The organism is Bradyrhizobium sp. UFLA06-06, from assembly GCF_054820065.1.
This window is the reverse complement of the sequence record NZ_JADFUD010000064.1, coordinates 26,113-46,564: the sequence shown is the minus strand read 5'-3', so window position 1 is coordinate 46,564 and position 20,452 is coordinate 26,113. Positions and strand designations below refer to the sequence as shown.

Sequence of the window (20,452 nt, the reverse complement as noted above, 5' to 3'; positions counted from 1 at the left end):
ACGCTGGTGATCGCCTCGGGCAATGGCGAGGACGTCTACAACGATGCCAGCCAGCTGATCGCCAACATCACCGGGACTGAGGGCGGCAACTTCGAGCATCTGGTGGTCGGCACCGGCACTGCGACCGCCCATGTCGACGACACCGTGACCGACGCGACGGTGAACCTGAGCGCCTCGACGCAGGACGAGGGGGCGTCGGCGCAGTACGTGTTCACGGCGACGCTCTCGAACGCTTCGGAAGGTATTACCACGATCCACACCGATCGTGGCAACATCACGATTGCCGATGGCCAGACGGTCGGCACGCTGGCTCTCGATGCCAACAACGGCGAGGATGTCTACAAGGACGCCAGCACCCTGACCGCGACGATCACGGGAACCGAGGGCGGCAACTTCGAGAACCTGGTGGTCGGGACCGCGACGGCGACCGCCCATGTCGACGACACCATCACGGACGCGACGGTGAACCTGACCGCCTCGACGGTGCTGGAGGGCGCGGTCGCCAACTACACCTTCACCGCGACGCTGTCGAACGCCTCGGAGGGCGTCACCACGGTCCATACCGACCAGGGCGACATTACGATCGCCAACGGCCAGACCACCGGAACGCTGGTGATCGGCTCGGGCAATGGCGAGGACGTCTACAACGATGCCAGCCAGCTGACCGCCAACATCACCGGGACCGAGGGCGGCAATTTCGAGCACCTCGTCGTCGGCACTGGGGCAGCGACGGCGCATGTCGACGACACCGTCACCGATGCGACGGTCAACCTCAGTGCCTCGACGGTGTTCGAGGGCGCGGTCGCGAACTACACCTTCACGGCGACGCTGTCGAACGCATCGGAAGGCGTCACCACGGTGCACACCGACCAGGGCGACATTACGATCGCGAACGGCCAGACCACCGGGACGCTGGTGATCGCCTCGGGCAATGGCGAGGACGTCTACAACGACGCCAGCCAGCTGATCGCCAACATCACCGGGACCGACGGTGGCAACTTCGAGAACCTCGTCGTCGGCACCGGATCTGCGGCGGCGCAGGTCAATGACACCATCACCGATGCGACGGTCAGCCTGACCGCCTCGACGGTGCTGGAGGGCGCGGTCGCCAACTACACCTTCACGGCGACGCTGTCGAACGCCTCGGAGGGCGTCACCACGGTCCATACCGACCAGGGCGACATCACTATTGCCAACGGCCAGACCACCGGAACGCTGGTGATCGCCTCGGGCAATGGCGAGGACGTCTACAACGACGCCAGCCAGCTGACCGCCAACATCACCGGAACCGAGGGCGGCAACTTCGAGAACCTGGTGGTCGGCACCGGATCTGCGACGGCGCATGTCGACGACACCGTCACCGATGCCACGGTCAACCTCACCGCCTCGACGGTGTTTGAGGGCGCCGTCGCCAACTACACCTTCACCGCGACGCTGTCGAACGCCTCGGAAGGCATCACCACGGTCCATACCGACCAGGGCGACATCACGATCGCCAACGGCCAGACCACCGGGACGCTGGTGATCGCCTCGGGCAATGGCGAGGACGTCTACAACGATGCCAGCCAGCTGATCGCCAACATCACCGGGACCGAGGGCGGCAACTTCGAGAACCTGGTGGTCGGGACCGCGACGGCGACGGCGCATGTCGACGACACCATCACGGACGCGACGGTCAATCTCAGCGCCTCGACCGTGTTCGAGGGCGCCGTCGCCAACTACACCTTCACGGCGACGCTGTCGAACGCCTCGGAAGGCGTCACCACGGTGCACACCGACCAGGGCGACATCAGTATTGCCAACGGTCAGACCACCGGAACGTTGGTGATCGCCTCGGGCAATGGCGAAGATGTCTACAACGACGCCACGAGTCTGACCGCGACCATCACGGGAACCGAGGGCGGCAACTTCGAGAATCTGGTGGTCGGGACCGCGACGGCGGCGGCGCATGTCGACGACACCATCACCGATGCGACGGTCAACCTCAGCGCCTCGACGGTGCTGGAGGGTGCGGTCGCGAACTACACGTTCACGGCGACACTGTCGAACGCCTCGGAAGGCGTCACCACGGTGCATACCGATCAGGGCGACATCACGATCGCCGACGGCCAGACCACCGGGACGCTGGTGATCGCCTCGGGCAATGGTGAGGATGTCTATCAGGATGCATCGTCGCTGACCGCCAACATCACCGGCACCGACGGCGGCAACTTTGAGCACCTCGTGGTCGGCACCGGGGCAGCGACCGCCCAGGTCAACGACACCATCACCGACGCCACGGTCAACCTCAGCGCCTCGACGGTGGTGGAGGGCGCGGTCGCGAACTACACCTTCACCGCGACGCTCTCGAACGCCTCGGAAGGCGTCACCACGGTCCACACCGACCAGGGCGACATCACGATCGCGAACGGCCAGACCACCGGAACGCTGGTGATCGCCTCGGGCAACGGCGAGGACGTCTACAACGACGCCACGAGTCTGACTGCCAACATCACCGGGACCGAAGGTGGCAACTTCGAGAACCTCGTCGTCGGCACCGGCTCGGCAACGGCGCATGTCGACGACACCGTCACCGACGCGACGGTGAACCTGACCGCCTCGACGGTGGTGGAGGGCGCGGTCGCCAACTACACCTTCACCGCGACGCTCTCGAACGCCTCGGAAGGCGTCACCACGGTGCATACCGACCAGGGCGACATCACGATCGCGAACGGCCAGACCACCGGAACGCTGGTGATCGCCTCGGGCAATGGCGAGGATGTCTACAATGACGCCACGAGTCTGACCGCGACGATCACCGGGACCGACGGTGGCAACTTCGAGAACCTCGTCGTCGGCATCGGATCTGCGACGGCGCATGTCGACGACACCATTACGGACGCGACGGTCAACCTGACCGCCTCGACGGTGCTGGAGGGCGCGGTCGCCAACTACACCTTCACGGCAACGCTGTCGAACGCCTCGGAAGGCGTCACCACGGTGCATACCGACCAGGGCGACATTACGATCGCCAACGGCCAGACCACCGGAACGCTGGTGATCGCCTCGGGCAATGGCGAGGACGTCTATCAGGATGCATCGTCGCTGACCGCCAACATCACCGGGACCGAGGGCGGCAACTTCGAGAATCTGGTGGTCGGGACCGGGGCAGCGACGGCGCATGTCGACGACACCGTCACCGATGCGACGGTGAACCTCAGCGCCTCGACGGTGCTGGAGGGTGCCGTTGCGAACTACACCTTCACGGCGACGCTGTCGAACGCCTCGGAAGGCGTCACCACGGTGCACACCGACCAGGGCGACATTACGATCGCGAACGGCCAGACCACCGGAACGCTGGTGATCGCCTCGGGCAATGGCGAGGACGTCTACAACGATGCCAGCCAGCTGATCGCCAACATCACCGGGACCGAGGGCGGCAACTTCGAGAATCTGGTGGTGGGGACCGGCTCGGCGACGGCCCATGTCGACGACACCGTCACCGATGCGACGGTCAACCTGAGTGCCTCGACGGTGCTGGAGGGCGCGGTCGCGAACTACACCTTCACGGCGACGCTGTCGAACGCCTCGGAGGGCATCACCACGGTGCATACCGACCAGGGCGACATCACGATCGCGAACGGCCAGACCACCGGGACGCTGGTGATCGCCTCGGGCAATGGCGAGGACGTCTACAACGATGCCAGCCAGCTGACCGCCAACATCACCGGGACCGAGGGCGGCAACTTCGAGAATCTGGTGGTCGGCACCGCGACGGCGACGGCCCATGTCAATGACACCGTCACCGATGCGGCAGTCAACCTCTCCACGTCGAACGTGACCGACCATGATCCAACCATCACGTTCACGGCGACGCTGTCGAACGCCTCGCAAGGCGTCACCACGGTGCATACCGATCAGGGCGACATCACCATCGCCAACGGCCAGACCACGGGCACACTGGTCGTTAGCACCCCCAACTCGTCGAGTTTGACCGCGACGATCACGGGGACCGAAGGCGGAAACTTCGAGCATCTGGTGGTCGGAACCGGGACAGCCACTGCGCAAATTATCGACACGACACCGCCGACCGTTGCGGTCGACATCGTCGCCACGTCGCTGAGCGACGGCACGCCGAGCTCGAACGTGATCTTCGCCTTCAGCGAGGCGCCGGGTGCCAGCTTCACGGCCGCCGACATTACGACGACCAATGGCACGATCAGCGGCCTGACTCAGGACGATACCACGCATTACCATGCCACCTTCACGGCAACCGATGGCGTCTCTGCCGCCGGATCGGTGTCGGTGACGGCGGGCAGCTACACCGACGCCGCCGGCAATCTCGGTGGTGCCGGGTCTGACACGGTCGCCATCGATCGGCTCAACCCGACCGTTGCAGTCGACATCGTCGCCACGTCGCTGAGCGACGGCACGCCGAGCTCGAACGTGACCTTCACCTTCAGCGAGGCGCCGGGCGCCAGCTTCACGGCCGCCGACATTGCGACGACCAACGGCACGATCAGCGGCCTGACTCAGGACGATACCACGCATTACCATGCCACCTTCACGGCAACCGATGGCGTCTCTGCCGCCGGATCGGTGTCGGTGACGGCGGGCAGCTACACCGACGCCGCCGGCAATCTCGGTGGTGCCGGGTCTGACACGGTCGCCATCGATCGGCTCAACCCGACCGTTGCAGTCGACATCGTCGCCACGTCCTTGAGCGATGGCACGCCGAGCTCGAACGTGACTTTCACCTTCAGCGAGGCGCCGGGTGCCAGCTTCACGGCCGCCGACATTGCGACGACCAATGGCACGATCAGCGGCCTGACCCAGGACGATACCACGCATTACCATGCGACCTTCACCGCAACCGACGGCGTCTCTGCTCCGGGATCGGTGTCGGTGACGGCGGGCAGCTACACCGACGCGGCCGGCAATCTCGGCGGCGCCGGGTCTGACACTGTGTCCATCGATCGGCTCAACCCGACCGTTACGGTCGACATCGTCGCCACGTCGTTGAGCGATGGCACGCCGAGCTCGAACGTGACCTTCACCTTCAGCGAGGCGCCGGGTGCCAGCTTCACGGCCGCCGACATTACGACGACCAATGGCACGATCAGCGGCCTGATCCAGGACGATACCACGCACTACCATGCCACCTTCACGGCAACCGATGGCGTTGCCGCAACTGGATCGGTGTCGGTGACTGCGGGCAGCTACACCGACGCCGCCGGCAATCTCGGCGGCGCGGGATCTGACACCGTCTCCATCGACCGCCAGGAACCGACTTTCACGAGTTGGTCCTACGTAACGTCGGGCGGTTCGAACAAGCGCATCGTCGTAACCGGGATCGACGATCCAAATGCCACTTTCAGGATTTTCGACAACACGCAAAATCGAGACTTGACGTGGCAGTCGATCACCAAGAATGGCACGACTTGGACCTTCAACAGTATCGACAATGGAGCGACCATTCAAAACGACTCCATAACGGTGACGATAACCGATGCTGTGGGAAATTCGTCCTCCCAGACTCATAAGGCACCGGCGGGCGTCGCGGGAGAACCCATCAACCTAGGTTTGGCCGATCCCACCGGAAACCACGGCGAGGTGTCCCTCACCATAGCGGGGGCTCCATCCGATTGGACCATCAGCGGAGGAACACACAATTCAGACGGTTCGTGGACGGTGGTGACCAATGACGTCGGTTCGCTGACCGTAACAACGCCGTCGTCCTACGCCGGCGCGCTGGTGCTCAATGTCACGGAGACCTGGATAAATGCCGACGGCAGCACCGGAAGAGCAACCGTTCTCGACAACGTCGAAGCTTACGCACCGGGCAATCCGATTTTTGCCATCTCCGGCGATGATAATCTCACCGCCTCGGGCGGAAACGATCTGCTCGTGTTCGCGCAGCCGATCGGACACGATGTCGTCTACAGTTTCGATCTGATGTACGACAAAATTGACTTGATCGGCTACGCCGAGTTCACGGCGTTCGCCGATATCCAGGCGCATACGGCGAATAACGCGGCGGGAAATGCCGTGATCACGCTGGGTGATGGTCAAACAATCACATTGGACGGCATCGATGCCGGCTCGCTCTCGGCCGACGACTTCGTATTCGATCAGACACCGGTGGTCGAGAACTCTGTCACGATGACCATCAGCGATGGCGCAATCCTGCCGTTGTCCGGCATCATCCACAATACAGGAACAATTTCGCTGGGTTCGACCGGCAGTGAGACCGACCTGCGGCTCATCGAGCACGGCATATCGCTTGAAGGCGGCGGTCAAATGCTGTTGTCCGACAACATCGGAAATGTCGTCAGCGGTGCGGTTTCCGATGTGACGCTGACGAACGTCGACAATACGATTTCCGGCGCCGGTCAGCTCGGCGCGGGCACGATGACGCTGATCAACCAGAGTACGATCGTCGCGACCGGGGCCAATGTGCTGGAGATCGATACCGGAGAGAACGCGGTCATCAATTCCGGTACCCTGGAGGCGACCGGCCCCGGCGGTTTGGTGATCGACAGCGCGGTCACCAACTCCGGTCTGCTCTGGGCCAACGGCGGCAATATCATTGCCAATCACGATGTCAGCGGGGGTGCGGCGCAGATTAGTGGCACCGCAACGCTCGAACTGCGCAACATGGCATCAACCGACGTAAAGTTTGACTTTGATGCCATCGGAACCCTGAAGCTCGATCATTCCGTCAATTTCACGGGGTCCATCGTCGGTCTAAACGCGGACGATCAACTCGACCTGGCCGATATTCTGTCCGGTGCAGGAACGACGGCCAGTTATGCGGCAAATGCGGCAGGCGACGGGGGAATGCTCAGCATAAGCGATGGTACCCACACAGCTCATATCGCTCTCCTGGGACAGTACTCAACGGGCGCTTTCGAAGTCGGAGCAGATGGTGCCGGCGGAACTCTGATCAAGTATCTCGATCCGCACGTGTTGCTGTAAGACATTGCCGGCGAGGCTGCTTGCGCTCTCAATCGTTTTGTTGAACGTTCAGTAAAGTAGCGTACTAAACATACCGGCTGTGGCTGACTTTCCGGCGTCCTGTTATCGGGACGGGCCGAATTGCGTCGGTCGGACCAGATCGGCAAGCGTTGTCCGCCACATCCGCTGCAAATCTCGGACATTTTGTTGCATTGCAAACGTCGGCGCTTGCCCGTGCGAGCGTCGCGAATATTTTCGCCAGGGTCGCGAGAACCGGCTTGACGGCTGAAAAATTTTAGTACTACGTTTAGTAATGCAAAAAACTAAACATCGCGCATCGAGCGCCGATGTGCAGGAGGAGCCCAAGCCAATGCCGGAGCCGTCTCCGGCAACGGTCCGTCTCGTCCTTCACTCGTCGCTCCTCAAACTCGGTTTCAGGGTCTTGGCGTCGCTCCGGCAGAGCGCGCCGAGCGGGTTGGATGCTTCAACGAGAGAGGAAACGGATATGCGAACATTCAATTGGCTGAGAAGCTCGGCGGCCACCACGGTTCTCGGGGCGGCGCTGCTGGGGATATTTGGCGGAGGCGAAGCTGCGGCCCAGGGTAAGCAGCTCACGCTGTGCTGGGCGGCATGGGATCCGGCCAACGCGCTGGTCGAACTCGGGAAGGATTTCACCAAGCAATCCGGCATCGAGATGAAGTACGAGTTTGTCCCCTGGACGAGCTACGCGGATCGCTTCCTCAACGAGCTCAACTCCCACGGCAAGCTCTGCGACCTGATCATCGGCGACAGCCAGTGGATCGGCGGCGCCGCCGAGAACAAGTGGTACGTCAAGCTCAACGACTTCTTCGCCAAGGAGAAGATCTCGATGGACGACTTCGTCCCGGCGACCGTCGTCGGCTACTCGCAGTGGCCGAAGAACACGGCGAACTACTGGGCGCTGCCGGCGATGGCCGACGCCGTGGGTTGGACCTACCGCAAGGACTGGTTCTCGCGGCCCGACATTCAGTCGGCTTTCAAGGCCAAGTACGGTCGTGATCTGGCACCGCCGAAAACCTATGACGAGTTGAAGCAGATCGCGGAGTTCTTCCAGGGCCGCGAGATCGACGGCAAGAAGGTCTATGGCGCCTACATCTTCACCGAGCGCGGCTCCGAAGGCATCACGATGGGCGTGACCAACGTGCTCTACAATTACGGCTTCAGCTACGACAATCCGAAGAAGCCGTACCAGATGCAGGGCATCGTCAATTCCGCCGAGGCGGCCAAGGGGCTCGAGTTCTACAAGGAGCTCTACAAGTGCTGCACCGCGCCGGGCATGACCAACGCCTACATGCAGGAAGGCCTCGATGCCTTCAAGTCAGGCCAGGTGGCGATGCAAATGAACTGGTTCGCCTTCTTCCCCGGCCTCTACAAGGATCCGAATGTCGGCGGCGACAAGATCGGTTTCTTCGTCAATCCGGCCGGCCCGAAGGGGCACTTCACCCAACTCGGCGGACAGGGCATCTCGGTGGTTGCGACCTCCGACCGCAAGGACGACGCGCTCGCCTATATCAAGTGGTTCGCGCAGCCCGCCGTACAGCAGAAATGGTGGCAGATCGGCGGCTACTCGGCGCTCAAGGCGGTGGTCGACGCGCCGGACTTCCCGAAGAGCGCAGCGTTCGCGCCGCAATTCCTGGAGTCGATGGGCATCGTCAAGGACTTCTGGGCCGAGCCGTCCTACGCCCAGCTGCTGCTTGATATGCAGAAGCGGGTGCATGACTACGTCGTCGCCGACAAGGGCACGGCGCAGCAGGCGCTCGATCTCCTGGTCAAGGACTGGACCAAGGTGTTCAAGGAACAGGGCAAGGAAGTCGCCTCCTCGCAATAGCCCGAACTCCGCGTCCCAACTGAACTGGCTTCCCCGAGGTCAGCCTCGGGGAAGCCGAACCAGCCCAGCCGATGGACAAGATGACGACGATCCTGCAACCCGATCATGCTACGATCCCGGGCGTGAGCGAGCCCGCCAAATCCCGCGCCGCGCGCCGCGTCCATGGTCTGTCCGACCGGACCATCGCGTGGCTGTTCGTCGCGCCGACGATTGCGCTGCTGCTCGCGATCAACATCTTTCCGCTGGTCTGGATGATCCGGCTGTCCTTCACCAGCCTCAACCTCAGCATGTCCTATCTGCCGCTGCGGTTTGTCGGGCTCGACAATTTCAGCGACATACTCAACGACGAGGACGTCTGGTTCCGGCTCCAGACCACCGCGCAATTCGTGATCTGCTCGGTCGCCTTGCAGGTCGTGGTCGGCTTTGGGCTGGCGCTTCTGATCAACCGTCAATTCCGCGGCCACAGTTTCTGGACCACGATCATCCTGCTGCCGATGATGCTGTCGCCGGCGGTTGTCGGCAATTTCTGGACGCTGCTGCTGCAGCCGCAGATCGGCCCGTTCAACTATCTGATCAGCTTGTTCACCGGTGTGCCGCCGAGCTCTTTCAGCATGACAGGGCAGGTCGCGCTCGCGCCATGGACCATCGTGCTCGTCGACACCTGGATGTGGGCGCCGTACGTGATGCTGATCTGTCTCGCCGGGCTGCGCTCGATCCCGGATTATATCTACGAGGCGGCTGAAGTCGATCGTGCCTCGGCCTGGCGGCAGTTCTGGTCGATCACGCTGCCGATGACGGTGCCGTTCCTGATGCTGGCGGTACTGTTTCGCGCGATCGAGAACTTCAAGATGTTCGACATGGTCAACCTGCTGACCTCGGGAGGGCCGGGGTCGACCACCGAGCTCGTATCGATCACACTCAAGCGCGCGGCATTCGAGAAGTGGCGCACCGGCTATTCCTCCGCGCTCGCCATCATCCTGTTCGTGACCGTGTTCGGTGCCGCCAACATCTATGTCAAAGCGCTCAACAAGGTGAAGCAACGATGACCGCTGCCGTCGCCAAATCCGTCCTGGCCAGATCCAGCGCGCACTCGATCGTCGAGGCCTCGCCGCGCACCAAGGCATTTGCTGGTGCTCTCGTCATCCTCTATGCGTTGATCACGATCCTGCCGCTAGTCTGGATCGTTGCCACCGCCTTCAAGTCGCAAAGCGATGCCATCGCCTATCCGCCCAAGGTGATCTTCGAGCCGACGCTCGAAGGTTATGTCAACCTGTTCACGGTGCGCACCCGCCAGACACCTGATTTCATCGCCAAGTTGCCGCCGCCGGAAACCTGGTATGACAAGCTCGTCCGCAAGCATGACATGGTCATTGCCGGACCGTCCAAAGTCGTCCCCCGCTTCGTCAACTCGCTGATCATCGGGTTCGGTTCGACCTTCCTCGCCGTCTTCCTCGGTACGCTCGCGGCCTACGCCTTCTCGCGCTTCCGCATTCCGCTGGCCGACGATCTCCTGTTCTTCATTCTCTCGACGCGGATGATGCCGCCGGTCGCGGTCGCGATCCCGATCTATCTGATGTACCGGCAGCTCAACCTGACCGACACCAGGCTCGGAATGATCCTGCTCTATACCGCCGTGAACGTCTCGCTCGCGGTCTGGCTGCTCAAGGGGTTCATCGACGAGATCCCGCGCGAGTACGAGGAGGCGGCCCTCGTCGACGGCTACACGCGACTGCAGGCGCTGCGCAAGGTGGTGCTGCCGCAGGCCGTCACCGGAATTGCGGCCACCGCGATCTTCTGCCTGATCTTCTCCTGGAACGAATACGCCTTCGCGGTTCTGCTGACCAGCGGCGAGGCGCAGACCATGCCGCCCTTCATCCCTTTCATCATCGGTGAGGGCGGGCAGGACTGGCCGGCGGTTGCCGCCGCGACCACGCTGTTCGTCGTCCCGATCGTCATGTTCACCGTGCTGCTCCGCAAGCATCTGCTGCGCGGCATCACCTTTGGAGCGGTGCGCAAATGAGCGGTTCTGTTGTTGCCAAGGGGACCAAGGGGACCAAAGGGACATTGCATCGCTTGTTCAGCCGCGGGCGTTGGGAGGCCGTTGCGATGATCCTGATCGGAGGCGGCATCTTCATGCTGGTGCAGCCTTTCTCGATCGATCTGTACAGCTATTCATTCGTGACGATTCTCGCCGGCACGGTCGGCTTCGTCGTCGTCAGCCACTTTCCGGAATAGGGCCATGGCTCAGATCCGCATCGAAAATCTTCGCAAGTCGTTCGATCAGTTCACCGCGGTGGAAGGGTCGAGCTTCACCATCGACGACGGCACCTTCTTCGCGTTGCTCGGCCCCTCCGGCTGCGGCAAGACCACCACCTTGCGCATGATTGCCGGCCTCGAGCTGCCGACCGAAGGCCGGATCCTGCTCGATGGCGAGGATGTCACGTTCCACCGCGCCGCCGCCCGCGATATTGCGTTCGTGTTCCAGCTGTTCGCGCTCTATCCGCACATGAATGTCGGGGAGAATATCGGCTTCCCGCTGAAGTGCCAGGGCATGGCGCGGCACGAGATTCGTGAGCGGGTGCAGGAGACCGCGCGGATGCTGCGGATCGAGCATCTGCTGTCGAGCAAGACATCAAAGCTCTCGGGCGGCGACCGCCAGCGCGTCGCGCTCGGGCGCGCCATGGTGCGGCGCCCGAAGGCCTTCCTGATGGACGAGCCGCTGGGCGCGCTCGACGCCGAGTTTCGTCATCTGATGTGCGGCGAGCTGCGCGATTTGCACGATCGCATCAAGGCGACCACGGTCTATGTCACCCACGACCAGCTCGAGGCGATGTCGATGGCCGACCAGATCGCGATCATGAACAAGGGGCGCGTGGAACAGATCGGTACGCCGCAGGAGGTTTACGACCGGCCCGCCAGCATGTTCGTCGCGGACTTCATCGGCTCGCCGCCGATGAACTTCCTGCGCTTCGAGAGCGGCCTGCGGTCTGGTGACCGGGCGATCAATTTCCACGACGCCAGGCTTGCGGTGCCCGAGATCCGCGAGGACCGCGCCAGCGCTGCGCTGGCGCTCGGAGTTCGTCCGGAGCATATTCGATTCACCGACGCCGGATCCGTTCGTGGCGAGGTGTTCGGCGCGGAATATCTCGGTACGACGCAGATCGTCACCATCGACACGGCGTATGGGCGGCTCGCGGCGCGGCTGCCGTCGAGCGCCTCGGTGCGAATCGGAGAGACGGTCGGCCTCGAATTCAACTCTGTTCGGCTCTCACTGTTCGATGCCGGCAGCGGCCTTGCAATCAGGACCGCCGGCGAGGAGGGCGTGCGCCATGGTTGACGTCAGCTTGCGCAATATCAGCAAGCGCTTCGGCGCGGTGGAGGCGGTGCGCGACCTTTCGCTGACGGTGAGCGACGGCGAATTCCTCGTCCTGCTCGGGCCGAGCGGTGCCGGCAAGACCACGACGCTGCGACTGATCACCGGGCTCGAGAGCCCCGACGCGGGTTCGGTCATGATCGGGGGGCGCGACGTGACGCATGAGCCGCCGGGTGCACGGGACATCGCATTCGTGTTCCAGCAATATTCGCTGTATCCGCATTTGTCGGTCTATGACAACCTCGCGTTCCCGCTGCGCTCTCCGGCGCGGCGCGTGCCGGAGCCGCTGATCCGCAAGCGTGTCGAGCAGACCGCGGAGCTCCTGCACATCGCCAGCAAGCTGAATAATCGCGCCACCCGCCTGTCGGGAGGTGAGATGCAGCGGGTCGCGATCGGCCGCGCACTGGTGCGCGATCCCTCGATCTATCTGATGGACGAGCCGCTGTCGTCGCTGGATGCAAAGCTTCGCGCCGAGCTTCGCCTCGAGCTGAAGCGGATCCAGCTCGAGCTCGGCGCGACCATCTTGTATGTGACCCACGATCAGGTCGAAGCCATGACGATGGCATCGAGGATCGGCGTGATCAGGGACGGCCGGCTGCTTCAGCTCGGCACGCCGAGGGAGATCTACGAAAATCCAGCCAGCAGCTATGTCGCGTCGCGGCTCGGGACGCCCCAGATCAATTTCCTGCCCGCACGGCTGCTGTCCGATGTGGCGATACCGCCGGAAACCGAGACGGTCGGCATCCGCACCGAGCACCTCCAGATCGCCGCGCGCAACGGCGGGCAGATGATCGGCCGGGTGCATCGCGTCGAGCACCTCGGCGAGCAGAATCACGTTCACCTCGACTATAAGGGCGAAACACTGGTGACGCTGGCGGATCCGCATCAGCCGTTGCGGGCCGGCCAGGAGGTTGAATTGCAACTGGTGCGGCCGCTGTGTTTCGACCGTGCGGGGCAACGTATCGGCGCGATGGTTCAATAGAGGAGCGAGAGGTTCAGATAGATGTCTGTGCAACCCGAGACATTCAAGTCGCTGCTCAAGGCGGCCGCCGAGCAGGTCATCGCGAGCGCGCCGGAGCTCACGAGTCTGGACCAGGCGATCGGCGACGGCGACCACGGGACCAACATGAAACGCGGCTTCGAAGCCGTGCTCGGCAAGCTCGATGCCATCTCGGCGCAGCCGCTCAACGAGGCATTCAAGACGATCGGCAAGACCCTGGTCATGACGGTTGGCGGCGCCTCCGGCCCGCTCTATGGCAGCTTCTTTCTCGCCGCGGGCGAGGCGTTGTCGCAAGACAAGCATCTGCCTGATGATCTCGCCGACGTGTTCGGCAGCGGAGTGGACGCGGTGAGCGCGCGCGGCCGCTCGCAGGCCGGCGAGAAGACGATGCTCGACGTGCTCGTTCCGGTGCTGGAGACGCTGAAAGCGGGCGCCGGCCAACCCGATCTGATCGCACGGGTGCGCGCCACCGCGGCTGAAGCGGTCGAGCGCACGGTGCCGATGCAAGCCACCAAGGGCCGGGCGTCGTTCCTCGGCGCGCGCAGCGTCGGCCATGTCGATCCCGGGGCGCGATCGAGCTGCGTTCTGCTGCACGCTGTGTGCGCTGGCCTGGAGGCGCGGCAATGACCGATACCGTAGGGATCGTGATCGTCTCGCATTCCCGGGACATCGCCAAGGGAACCGCAGACATGGTCCGGCAAATGGTCGGCAGCGAGGTCAAGGTCGCCTTCTGTGGCGGCAATCCCGACGGTGGTCTCGGCACCAGCGTGCCGCTGATCATCGACGCCATCAACGACGCCTGGTCGTCGAAAGGCGTTGCTGTGCTTGTCGACCTCGGCGGCGCCGAGACGAACAGCGAAATGGCGGTCGAGATGTTGGAGCCGGCGCGGCGTGACCTCGTTGTCGTCTGCAACGCGCCGATCGTTGAGGGCGCCGTCATGGCGGCGACCGAAGCTGCGGGCGGCAGCTCGTTGGCCGAGGTCAGGGCCGTGGCCGAGGAACTCTCTGCCGACTGAGGCGGCGGCGAAGCGATGATGGATGACGAGCATGCTTGATAAAGCGGACGAACAGATCTTCACCGGCAATGTGCGGTTGGTGCACGCGGTTGGCATGCACGCGCGCCCCGCGGTCAAGCTGACCAAGCTCGCCAAGAAATTCCAGGCTCAGATCTCGGTGCGGGTCGCGGGCGCGCCTGAATGGATCAATGCCAAGAGCGTGGCCAAGATCATGGCCATGCGCGCGGCACACGGCAGCACGATCGAGATCAAGGCCTCCGGCAGCGATGCCGAGGCTGCGGTCACAGCGTTGGTCGATCTGATCGCAAGCGATTTCCCGGATGGAGCATCATAGCATGCAGGGCGGCGCTGCAGGGCTGGCCTACCGCGGCAGGACCGCCTCGATCGGCTTTGCCCATGGCCCGTTCGTCCGTGTCGACGCGGGCGCGGCCGGTGAGCGTGTGGCCGGCACACTGGTCGAGGAGGCGCTGGCCTTGCGCAATGCGATCGACGTCGCGAGTGGCCAGATCGCGGATCTTGCCGCCAGCGCCGGCGGCGAAGCTGCGCAGATTCTCGAATTCCAGGTTGCGCTGCTGGAGGATGAGGATTTGATCGAGGCGATCTTCGCGTCGATCGGCGAGGGACGTCCAGCCGATATCGCATGGCGTTCGACGCTCGACGCGCACATCGCCGACTACAATTCCGCACCGGACGACTATCTGAAAGCGCGTTCCTCCGATCTTGCGGATTTGCGCGACCGCGTGGTCCACATTCTGCGTGGCGACCAGGGGCAGCCGCTGAAGGTCCCGAGCGGGGGTGTGGTCTGCGCCGACGATCTGCCGCCATCGCGATTCCTCGAGATTGACTGGTCCGGCGGCGGTGGCCTGGCTCTGTTGCGCGGAAGCCCGACCAGCCATGTCGCGATGCTGGCGCGCGCGCGCGGCATCCCGATGGTGGTGCAGCTCGGTTCCATTCCGGACATCGGCGCCACGGCGCTGCTCGACGGCGAAGGCGCGACGCTGGAGCTCGATCCCAATGCCGAACAGGTCCGCACTTTCGAGAAGCGGCGCGACAGCCATCTCAAGAGCAGGGCATCCGCGCGCGCGATCCTGCGGCGGCCGACAGCCTCCTGGCGCGGCGAGCGGATCAAGCTCTTCATCAATATCCAGCGCGTCGAGGATCTCGAGCATGCCGACGCGCAATATGCCGACGGCATTGGCCTGATGCGGACTGAATTCCTGCTCGCCGGCCGGAGCGTGCCAGACGAGGAGACCCAATTCCAGGCCTATGACGCGGTGTTGCGCTGGGCCGGCCAGCGGCCCGTCACCATCCGCACGTTCGATGCGGGCGGTGACAAGCCGGTGCCGGGCTTCACGATGGACGGCGAAGCCAATCCGTTCCTCGGGGTGCGCGGTCTTCGCCTGTGCCTCGCCCGGCCTGAGATTTTTGCCGTCCAGCTCCGCGCGCTGGCACGCGCGGCGGTGCGTGGCAATCTCAAGGTCATGTTCCCGATGGTCACCTCGGCGGATGAGCTCGAGGCGGGACGGAAGCTGTTCGCCGATATCGTGCAGCGCTTGCAGGCGGACGGCATTGCCGCAATGCTTCCCGAGCTGGGAATCATGGTCGAAGTCCCGGCGGCGGCCCTCGCGGTATCTAGCTTCAAGGCCGCCTTCTTCTCGATCGGCTCGAACGATCTCGCGCAATATGTCCTGGCCTGCGATCGTTCCAATGGAGCTCTCGCCCCCTTGATGGACCCGCTGCATCCCGCAGTGCTCGAACTGATCGCGCGGACCGCGGAGCACGGCCGCCGCGCCGGCATCAGTGTCAGCCTGTGCGGCGACATGGCCGGTGATCCGCGCTGCCTGCCCGCATTGCTGAATTGCGGACTGCGCGAATTGTCCGTAAACGCCTCGGCGCTGGCGCAGATCAAGCACACCATCGACCGGCTGAGCAGCGGAGGCAGCGTTGGCTGACACTGCGGCCGATGACGCGCCCGAGGCTGGCGCGGTTGCGGTCTACAAGCGCATCTTCAAGGAAGTGCTTGAGAGCCGCCCGTCCGGCATGCGGCTGCGGCTCGCCCATGCCATGGGAAAGAACCGCAGCTTCGTCAGCCAGATCAGCAACCCGGCCTATCCGGTGCCGATCCCGGTGCAGCATCTCAACACGATCTTCGATGTCTGCCACTTCCCGCCCCAGGCCAAGGCAGCCTTCCTTCGCGCCTATGCGCGCGCACATCCGCGCCGCGTCGGCCGGTTGAGCGAAGGCTCGCACGAGCGGACGCTAACGCTGCATCTGCCGGATCTCGGCAGCGCCAAGCGCAATGCCGAGCTCGACACGCTGCTCCAGGAGTTCACACGGCGACTGATTGGCATCATGCGGGAAAAATAGGCGAGAAACGCCGAACGGACGAGGCGGGAGGACACCATGAAGAAGTTCATCAATGCGGTCGACAACGTGCTCGGCGAAAGCCTCGACGGTTTCGCGGCCGCGCACGCCGATCTGGTCGTGCTGGGCGCCGAGCGCAAATTCGTTCGCCGCCGCGAGCTGAACGGCAAGAAGGTCGCGCTGGTGTCGGGCGGCGGCAGCGGGCACGAGCCGCTGCATGCGGGCTTCGTCGGCTACGGCATGCTGGATGCCGCCTGTCCCGGCCAGGTGTTCACTTCGCCGACGCCGGACCAGATCGTAGAGGCCGCACAGGCGGTCGCGGGCGATGCCGGCGTCCTGTTCATCGTCAAGAATTACGCCGGCGACCGCATGAATTTCGAGATGGCGGCCGAGATCGCCGAAGGCCGCACCGCCACCATCGTGACTGATGACGATGTCGCGGTCGAGAAGTCGACCTACAGCATCGGACGGCGCGGCGTCGCCGGCACGTTGATTGTCGAGAAGATCGTCGGCGCCGCCGCTGAGAGAGGCGCCGATCTCATCTCCTGCGTGGCGCTCGGCGAGCGCATCAACGCACAGACGCGCTCGATGGGCGTTGCGCTGACCAGCTGCACCGTTCCAGCTGCGGGCACGCCGACCTTTGCACTTGGTGAAGACGAGATGGAGATGGGGGTCGGCATTCACGGCGAGCCGGGCCGCCGCCGCGTCAAGCTTGCGCAGGCCGACGCGATCGCAGCCGAGATGATCACCGCGATCGCCGATGATCTTGGCGCGCGCGCCGGTACCGAGGCGCTGCTTCTCGTCAACGGCTTCGGCGGCACGCCGACGATCGAGCTCTATCTGATGTACAACGCGGCGCGCCGGATGCTCGAGGAGCGGGGCCTGCGCATCGCCCGTTCTCTGGTCGGCAGCTACGTCACGTCGCTGGACATGGCGGGCTGCTCGCTCACCGTGAGCCTGCTCGACAGCGAGTCCACAGCGCTCTGGGATCATCCCGTGCGCACGGCCGCATTGAAATGGTGACCACCGCGGCGAGCGGCCGCTGATTTTCAGATTGCGCCCTGACCGACGATGGGGCCGGGGTCTCAGGCATGCACCGGAAGTCGGCCGGTTCATCCTCCCTGAAACTTGCCGTGTCCTTCGGGCACGGCATCCTTTTGTGTGGAGTAGACGAGATCTCCGACGATCGATGATCGTGAGTGCCAAGTGATTCCTCAACGCGTGGTGAGAGCGCTCGTTCTCCACTCACGCTTTGGCAGCAACGTACCCGTAATAATTCATGAGGAAGTCCCCAATTGAGAGAGGCTTCTGGGCGCCACCTTTGCCCGGATGCGGGATCGCGTAATCTCCCTTGCCCCATGTGAAAATCGTTGTCGTCACGTTTCCGTTCGAAACTTGTATCCTGTCACGCAAGACGACCCAGTGCCGCGTCAACACGGAGCCTTCATTCGACTGGTCGTCGTATTCGATCATGTTGGCGCTTATGAACAGGCATACGCGATATCCACCGGCAAGCAGGGCGTTGGCTTCGTTGACGCTGTCGAGGCCTTTGCTTAATTTCAGATTGGTCTCCTCGCGCACGTCCTGGTATCCGGCCTTGCGGAACCATTGCTCCATTTCGCTCGGCAAGGTGATCCCCGCGGCATCGCTTATTCTGCCGGTGTCGTCAAAATCGAGGAACCAATTTTCGGAATCGCGAATGGAGGCGCATGTCAACCAATCGACGTGATCCAGCGAGTAGGGCGGTGTGTAGTTCTTCACGTCCTTTCCCGGCTTGATCAGCAGGCGGCCGAGGTTCGCCTGCCCCTTCTGATACAGGTCGATGGCGAACCGCGCATATTGTCCCGGCTTGTCGGATGCGTAGCTGAACATCAGCGCGGAGGGGCCGCACATGCTCGCCTGATCCTGATCTATGAGGCTCGGCTTCGCAATTCGCCTGAGAATGCCTATCCCGACGCGGTGCGGGTCGAGCTTCGGAAAGAATGTGGTCCTCGTGTTCTTGAGGAAATCGCAGACCATCTCCGCGGCGAGCTTCTTTTGATCCGAGCTGAGGTCGTACGGACCAACCCCGAGCCACTTCTTTTTTTCGTCGCCGACGAAGAGCGTGATGAGCTTCTTCGAAGTCGGAGAAAGCGTTCTGGAGGTGTTTGCAATGGTGGTCAGGTCGTCCAGCTCGAATGCGGTGACCATGCCGTCCGCGACGGTCGCCCTGATAATGTCGACCACTTCCGCGTAATCCAGCCTGGAATCGTCGAGCAAACCCTTGCGAAGTGCGGCATCGACGGATGGCGTCGCGATCCCATCCCATTGACCCTTGGGAGGAGGAGGCTTGGCGGCTGCCTTTGTCGCGAGGTCAACGAGCCGAGTGTATGTTGGCCCGCCAGGCCGAATATAGCCGTCCGGCGTGCCCGGGAAGTTCTTTTGCTGGAAATACAGGATCGAGTTGTAGAGGCTGTCGCCGGCGTGACCCGTCACGATCATTTGCGGTTTGAGGGTGGTCTCGGCGCCTCCGTCGGAAATGGCGATCTTGTTGAGCAGCGAGATGACCAGCTCCTGGTCTTGCTTCCAGTTCTGGCAGCTGCGACCCGTCGCGGCAAACCGACCGACTTTGTCTTTCAATTGCGGCATGACCAATCACCAGCAATATGTTCGTTTTCAGTGGCGTATTGCGGGTTCAACTATCGCGTTGGTGGTCGGCTGAAGCGTCCAGGCAAGCTTGTCGATGAATTCGTACTCAAACAGCGCCTGCGGGTCGGTTCCGAAATAATATCCATACTGATGCAGTATCTTGGAGCCCTTGGCGACCTTGCATCGACGATGCGCTTCGCCACAGTGAGATCCATCGAGGGCCATGAGGCTGCCGCTGCCTGGATTCCAGAAATGCGATCGTCAGCGCGCGCCCTTCGGCTTGGAGCCAAGCAGATCGTGCGTCCCACTGACGCTTAACGTTCCCGAGCACTCGAATCCCCCGAAAATTCCGCAGGATCCGGTGACGGTCACGCGCAAGTCCTTGCGTTGGTACAGGTCGACCGAAACGCCAAATCGCGAAAAATCATTGGCGCTGTTCGGCAGGATCAGGTCGATGTGATCGATTGCCCAGCGCGGCAGGTGAGGATTGCTCTTCCAGAACAGTTCATTGACGGCGTGGTGCCCGAAATTCGGTCCGACCGTGAGGGCGCCGTCTGCGCCCTCGAACACGAAGCCCGTCTCGTCGATGTGAACATTGACCCGGTCGGGCGCTACCGCGAAATGCAGCGACGTGATGTCTTGCGGCTGCGGGTCCTTGCCGAACTGCGCGCTATAGTCGTCGCTCCATTGTCCTCGGCCGCGTCCAAGCCCGAAGCCGTGCCGGCCCGGTAGGTCTCGCGTAGAGAGCGGCCGGTCGGATAGCTTCGGGCGCCAGATCTCCCGAAAGCCCTTGCCGATGGTGGCTGCCATCGACAGGTCGAGGGCCCAATGCGACGGCTTCTCCGGGCTTTTGCCTTCGGCGAAGGCGTCAAATCCGTCCGAGGTCTTGGCAATACGCAGCGTCTTGATCAGGTCTTCCCAGTCCTTGGGCAGGAACGTGACGCCGTCGAGCGTGCTCGTCGCAGCCGCCACGCCATACTTCTCCAATTGGCGTCGGATATAGGCCTTCTCGTCATAGAGGCGGACATTGGGATTCGGCCCCGCGAAATATTTCGACAGATCGATCTGCGGCCGGAGCATGGTCAGCCGCGCCGCGATCTTGCGGTAAGTGTCGGTCGTGGTCGGGTCGGTGGTCGTCACGGGGCTGCCCTCCGAGTCAAAGCCAGTCTCTGATTTGTCTGGTCCGGGCGAGGCCGGGTTCAACTGAACCTCCCAACCGGAAACGCCGACCACCATTCGTGGAGCAGTGTCAACAGCAAGGACGATCC

16 protein-coding genes are annotated in these 20,452 nt (G+C 63.1%); 13 read left to right on the top strand and 3 right to left on the bottom strand.

The features are described 5' to 3' along the window. Window positions 1–6: 6 nt before the first annotated feature. From IF803_RS34915 to dhaK, 13 genes are all read left to right on the top strand, one after another. Entirely contained in the window at window positions 7–6,957 is a 6,951-nt protein-coding gene (locus tag IF803_RS34915; protein ID WP_461195348.1) for an immunoglobulin-like domain-containing protein, read from the top strand. A 484-nt stretch (window positions 6,958–7,441) separates the two neighbouring features. After that, window positions 7,442–8,803, top strand: a complete 1,362-nt coding sequence (locus IF803_RS34910; RefSeq protein ID WP_461195346.1) for an ABC transporter substrate-binding protein — start codon at window positions 7,442–7,444, stop codon at window positions 8,801–8,803. A 71-nt stretch (window positions 8,804–8,874) separates the two neighbouring features. Then, window positions 8,875–9,849, top strand: coding sequence for a carbohydrate ABC transporter permease (locus IF803_RS34905; protein ID WP_155258372.1), 975 nt, complete (start codon window positions 8,875–8,877; stop codon window positions 9,847–9,849). Further along, window positions 9,846–10,823, top strand: a complete 978-nt coding sequence (locus IF803_RS34900; protein WP_016843403.1) for a carbohydrate ABC transporter permease — start codon at window positions 9,846–9,848, stop codon at window positions 10,821–10,823. Before IF803_RS34905 ends, IF803_RS34900 begins: the two co-directional genes overlap by 4 nt. Continuing rightward, window positions 10,820–11,038: a hypothetical protein gene (locus tag IF803_RS34895; protein ID WP_461195343.1), complete on the top strand. Its 219-nt coding sequence runs from the start codon at window positions 10,820–10,822 to the stop codon at window positions 11,036–11,038. The genes IF803_RS34900 and IF803_RS34895 overlap by 4 nt, the downstream gene beginning before the upstream one ends. Before the next feature lie 4 nt (window positions 11,039–11,042). Then, on the top strand, window positions 11,043–12,140 hold the full coding sequence (locus IF803_RS34890) for an ABC transporter ATP-binding protein (RefSeq protein WP_461195341.1): 1,098 nt from the start codon (window positions 11,043–11,045) through the stop codon (window positions 12,138–12,140). After that, window positions 12,133–13,158 (top strand): ABC transporter ATP-binding protein, encoded by a 1,026-nt coding sequence (locus IF803_RS34885; RefSeq protein ID WP_028339387.1) that lies wholly within the window; start codon window positions 12,133–12,135, stop codon window positions 13,156–13,158. The genes IF803_RS34890 and IF803_RS34885 overlap by 8 nt, the downstream gene beginning before the upstream one ends. A 21-nt stretch (window positions 13,159–13,179) precedes the next feature. Continuing rightward, window positions 13,180–13,803 (top strand): dihydroxyacetone kinase subunit DhaL, encoded by a 624-nt coding sequence (gene dhaL / locus IF803_RS34880; RefSeq protein WP_461195339.1) that lies wholly within the window; start codon window positions 13,180–13,182, stop codon window positions 13,801–13,803. Next, window positions 13,800–14,192 carry a dihydroxyacetone kinase phosphoryl donor subunit DhaM gene (gene dhaM / locus IF803_RS34875; RefSeq protein ID WP_304495859.1) on the top strand — a complete coding sequence of 131 codons (393 nt, stop codon included), beginning with the start codon at window positions 13,800–13,802 and terminating at the stop codon, window positions 14,190–14,192. Before dhaL ends, dhaM begins: the two co-directional genes overlap by 4 nt. Before the next feature lie 31 nt (window positions 14,193–14,223). After that, entirely contained in the window at window positions 14,224–14,526 is a 303-nt protein-coding gene (locus tag IF803_RS34870; RefSeq protein ID WP_461195337.1) for an HPr family phosphocarrier protein, read from the top strand. A gap of 1 nt (window position 14,527) precedes the next feature. Further along, a complete protein-coding gene (gene ptsP / locus IF803_RS34865) occupies window positions 14,528–16,144 on the top strand; it encodes a phosphoenolpyruvate--protein phosphotransferase (protein WP_461195349.1) in 1,617 nt (538 codons plus the stop codon). Next, complete coding sequence (locus IF803_RS34860; RefSeq protein ID WP_225159946.1) at window positions 16,137–16,559, top strand: hypothetical protein; 423 nt, start codon at window positions 16,137–16,139, stop codon at window positions 16,557–16,559. The genes ptsP and IF803_RS34860 overlap by 8 nt, the downstream gene beginning before the upstream one ends. A gap of 36 nt (window positions 16,560–16,595) precedes the next feature. Further along, entirely contained in the window at window positions 16,596–17,579 is a 984-nt protein-coding gene (gene dhaK / locus IF803_RS34855; protein ID WP_461195335.1) for a dihydroxyacetone kinase subunit DhaK, read from the top strand. A 222-nt stretch (window positions 17,580–17,801) separates the two neighbouring features. On the opposite strand, the gene IF803_RS34850 is transcribed toward dhaK, so the two are convergent. From IF803_RS34850 to IF803_RS34840, 3 genes are read right to left on the bottom strand one after another with little or no spacing between them, the layout of a single operon-like run. Continuing rightward, window positions 17,802–19,184 (bottom strand): hypothetical protein, encoded by a 1,383-nt coding sequence (locus IF803_RS34850; RefSeq protein ID WP_461195334.1) that lies wholly within the window; start codon window positions 19,182–19,184, stop codon window positions 17,802–17,804. A 27-nt stretch (window positions 19,185–19,211) separates the two neighbouring features. Further along, window positions 19,212–19,409 (bottom strand): hypothetical protein, encoded by a 198-nt coding sequence (locus tag IF803_RS34845; protein ID WP_461195332.1) that lies wholly within the window; start codon window positions 19,407–19,409, stop codon window positions 19,212–19,214. A 36-nt stretch (window positions 19,410–19,445) separates the two neighbouring features. Further along, entirely contained in the window at window positions 19,446–20,324 is an 879-nt protein-coding gene (locus tag IF803_RS34840; RefSeq protein ID WP_057019602.1) for a hypothetical protein, read from the bottom strand. Window positions 20,325–20,452: the final 128 nt, after the last annotated feature.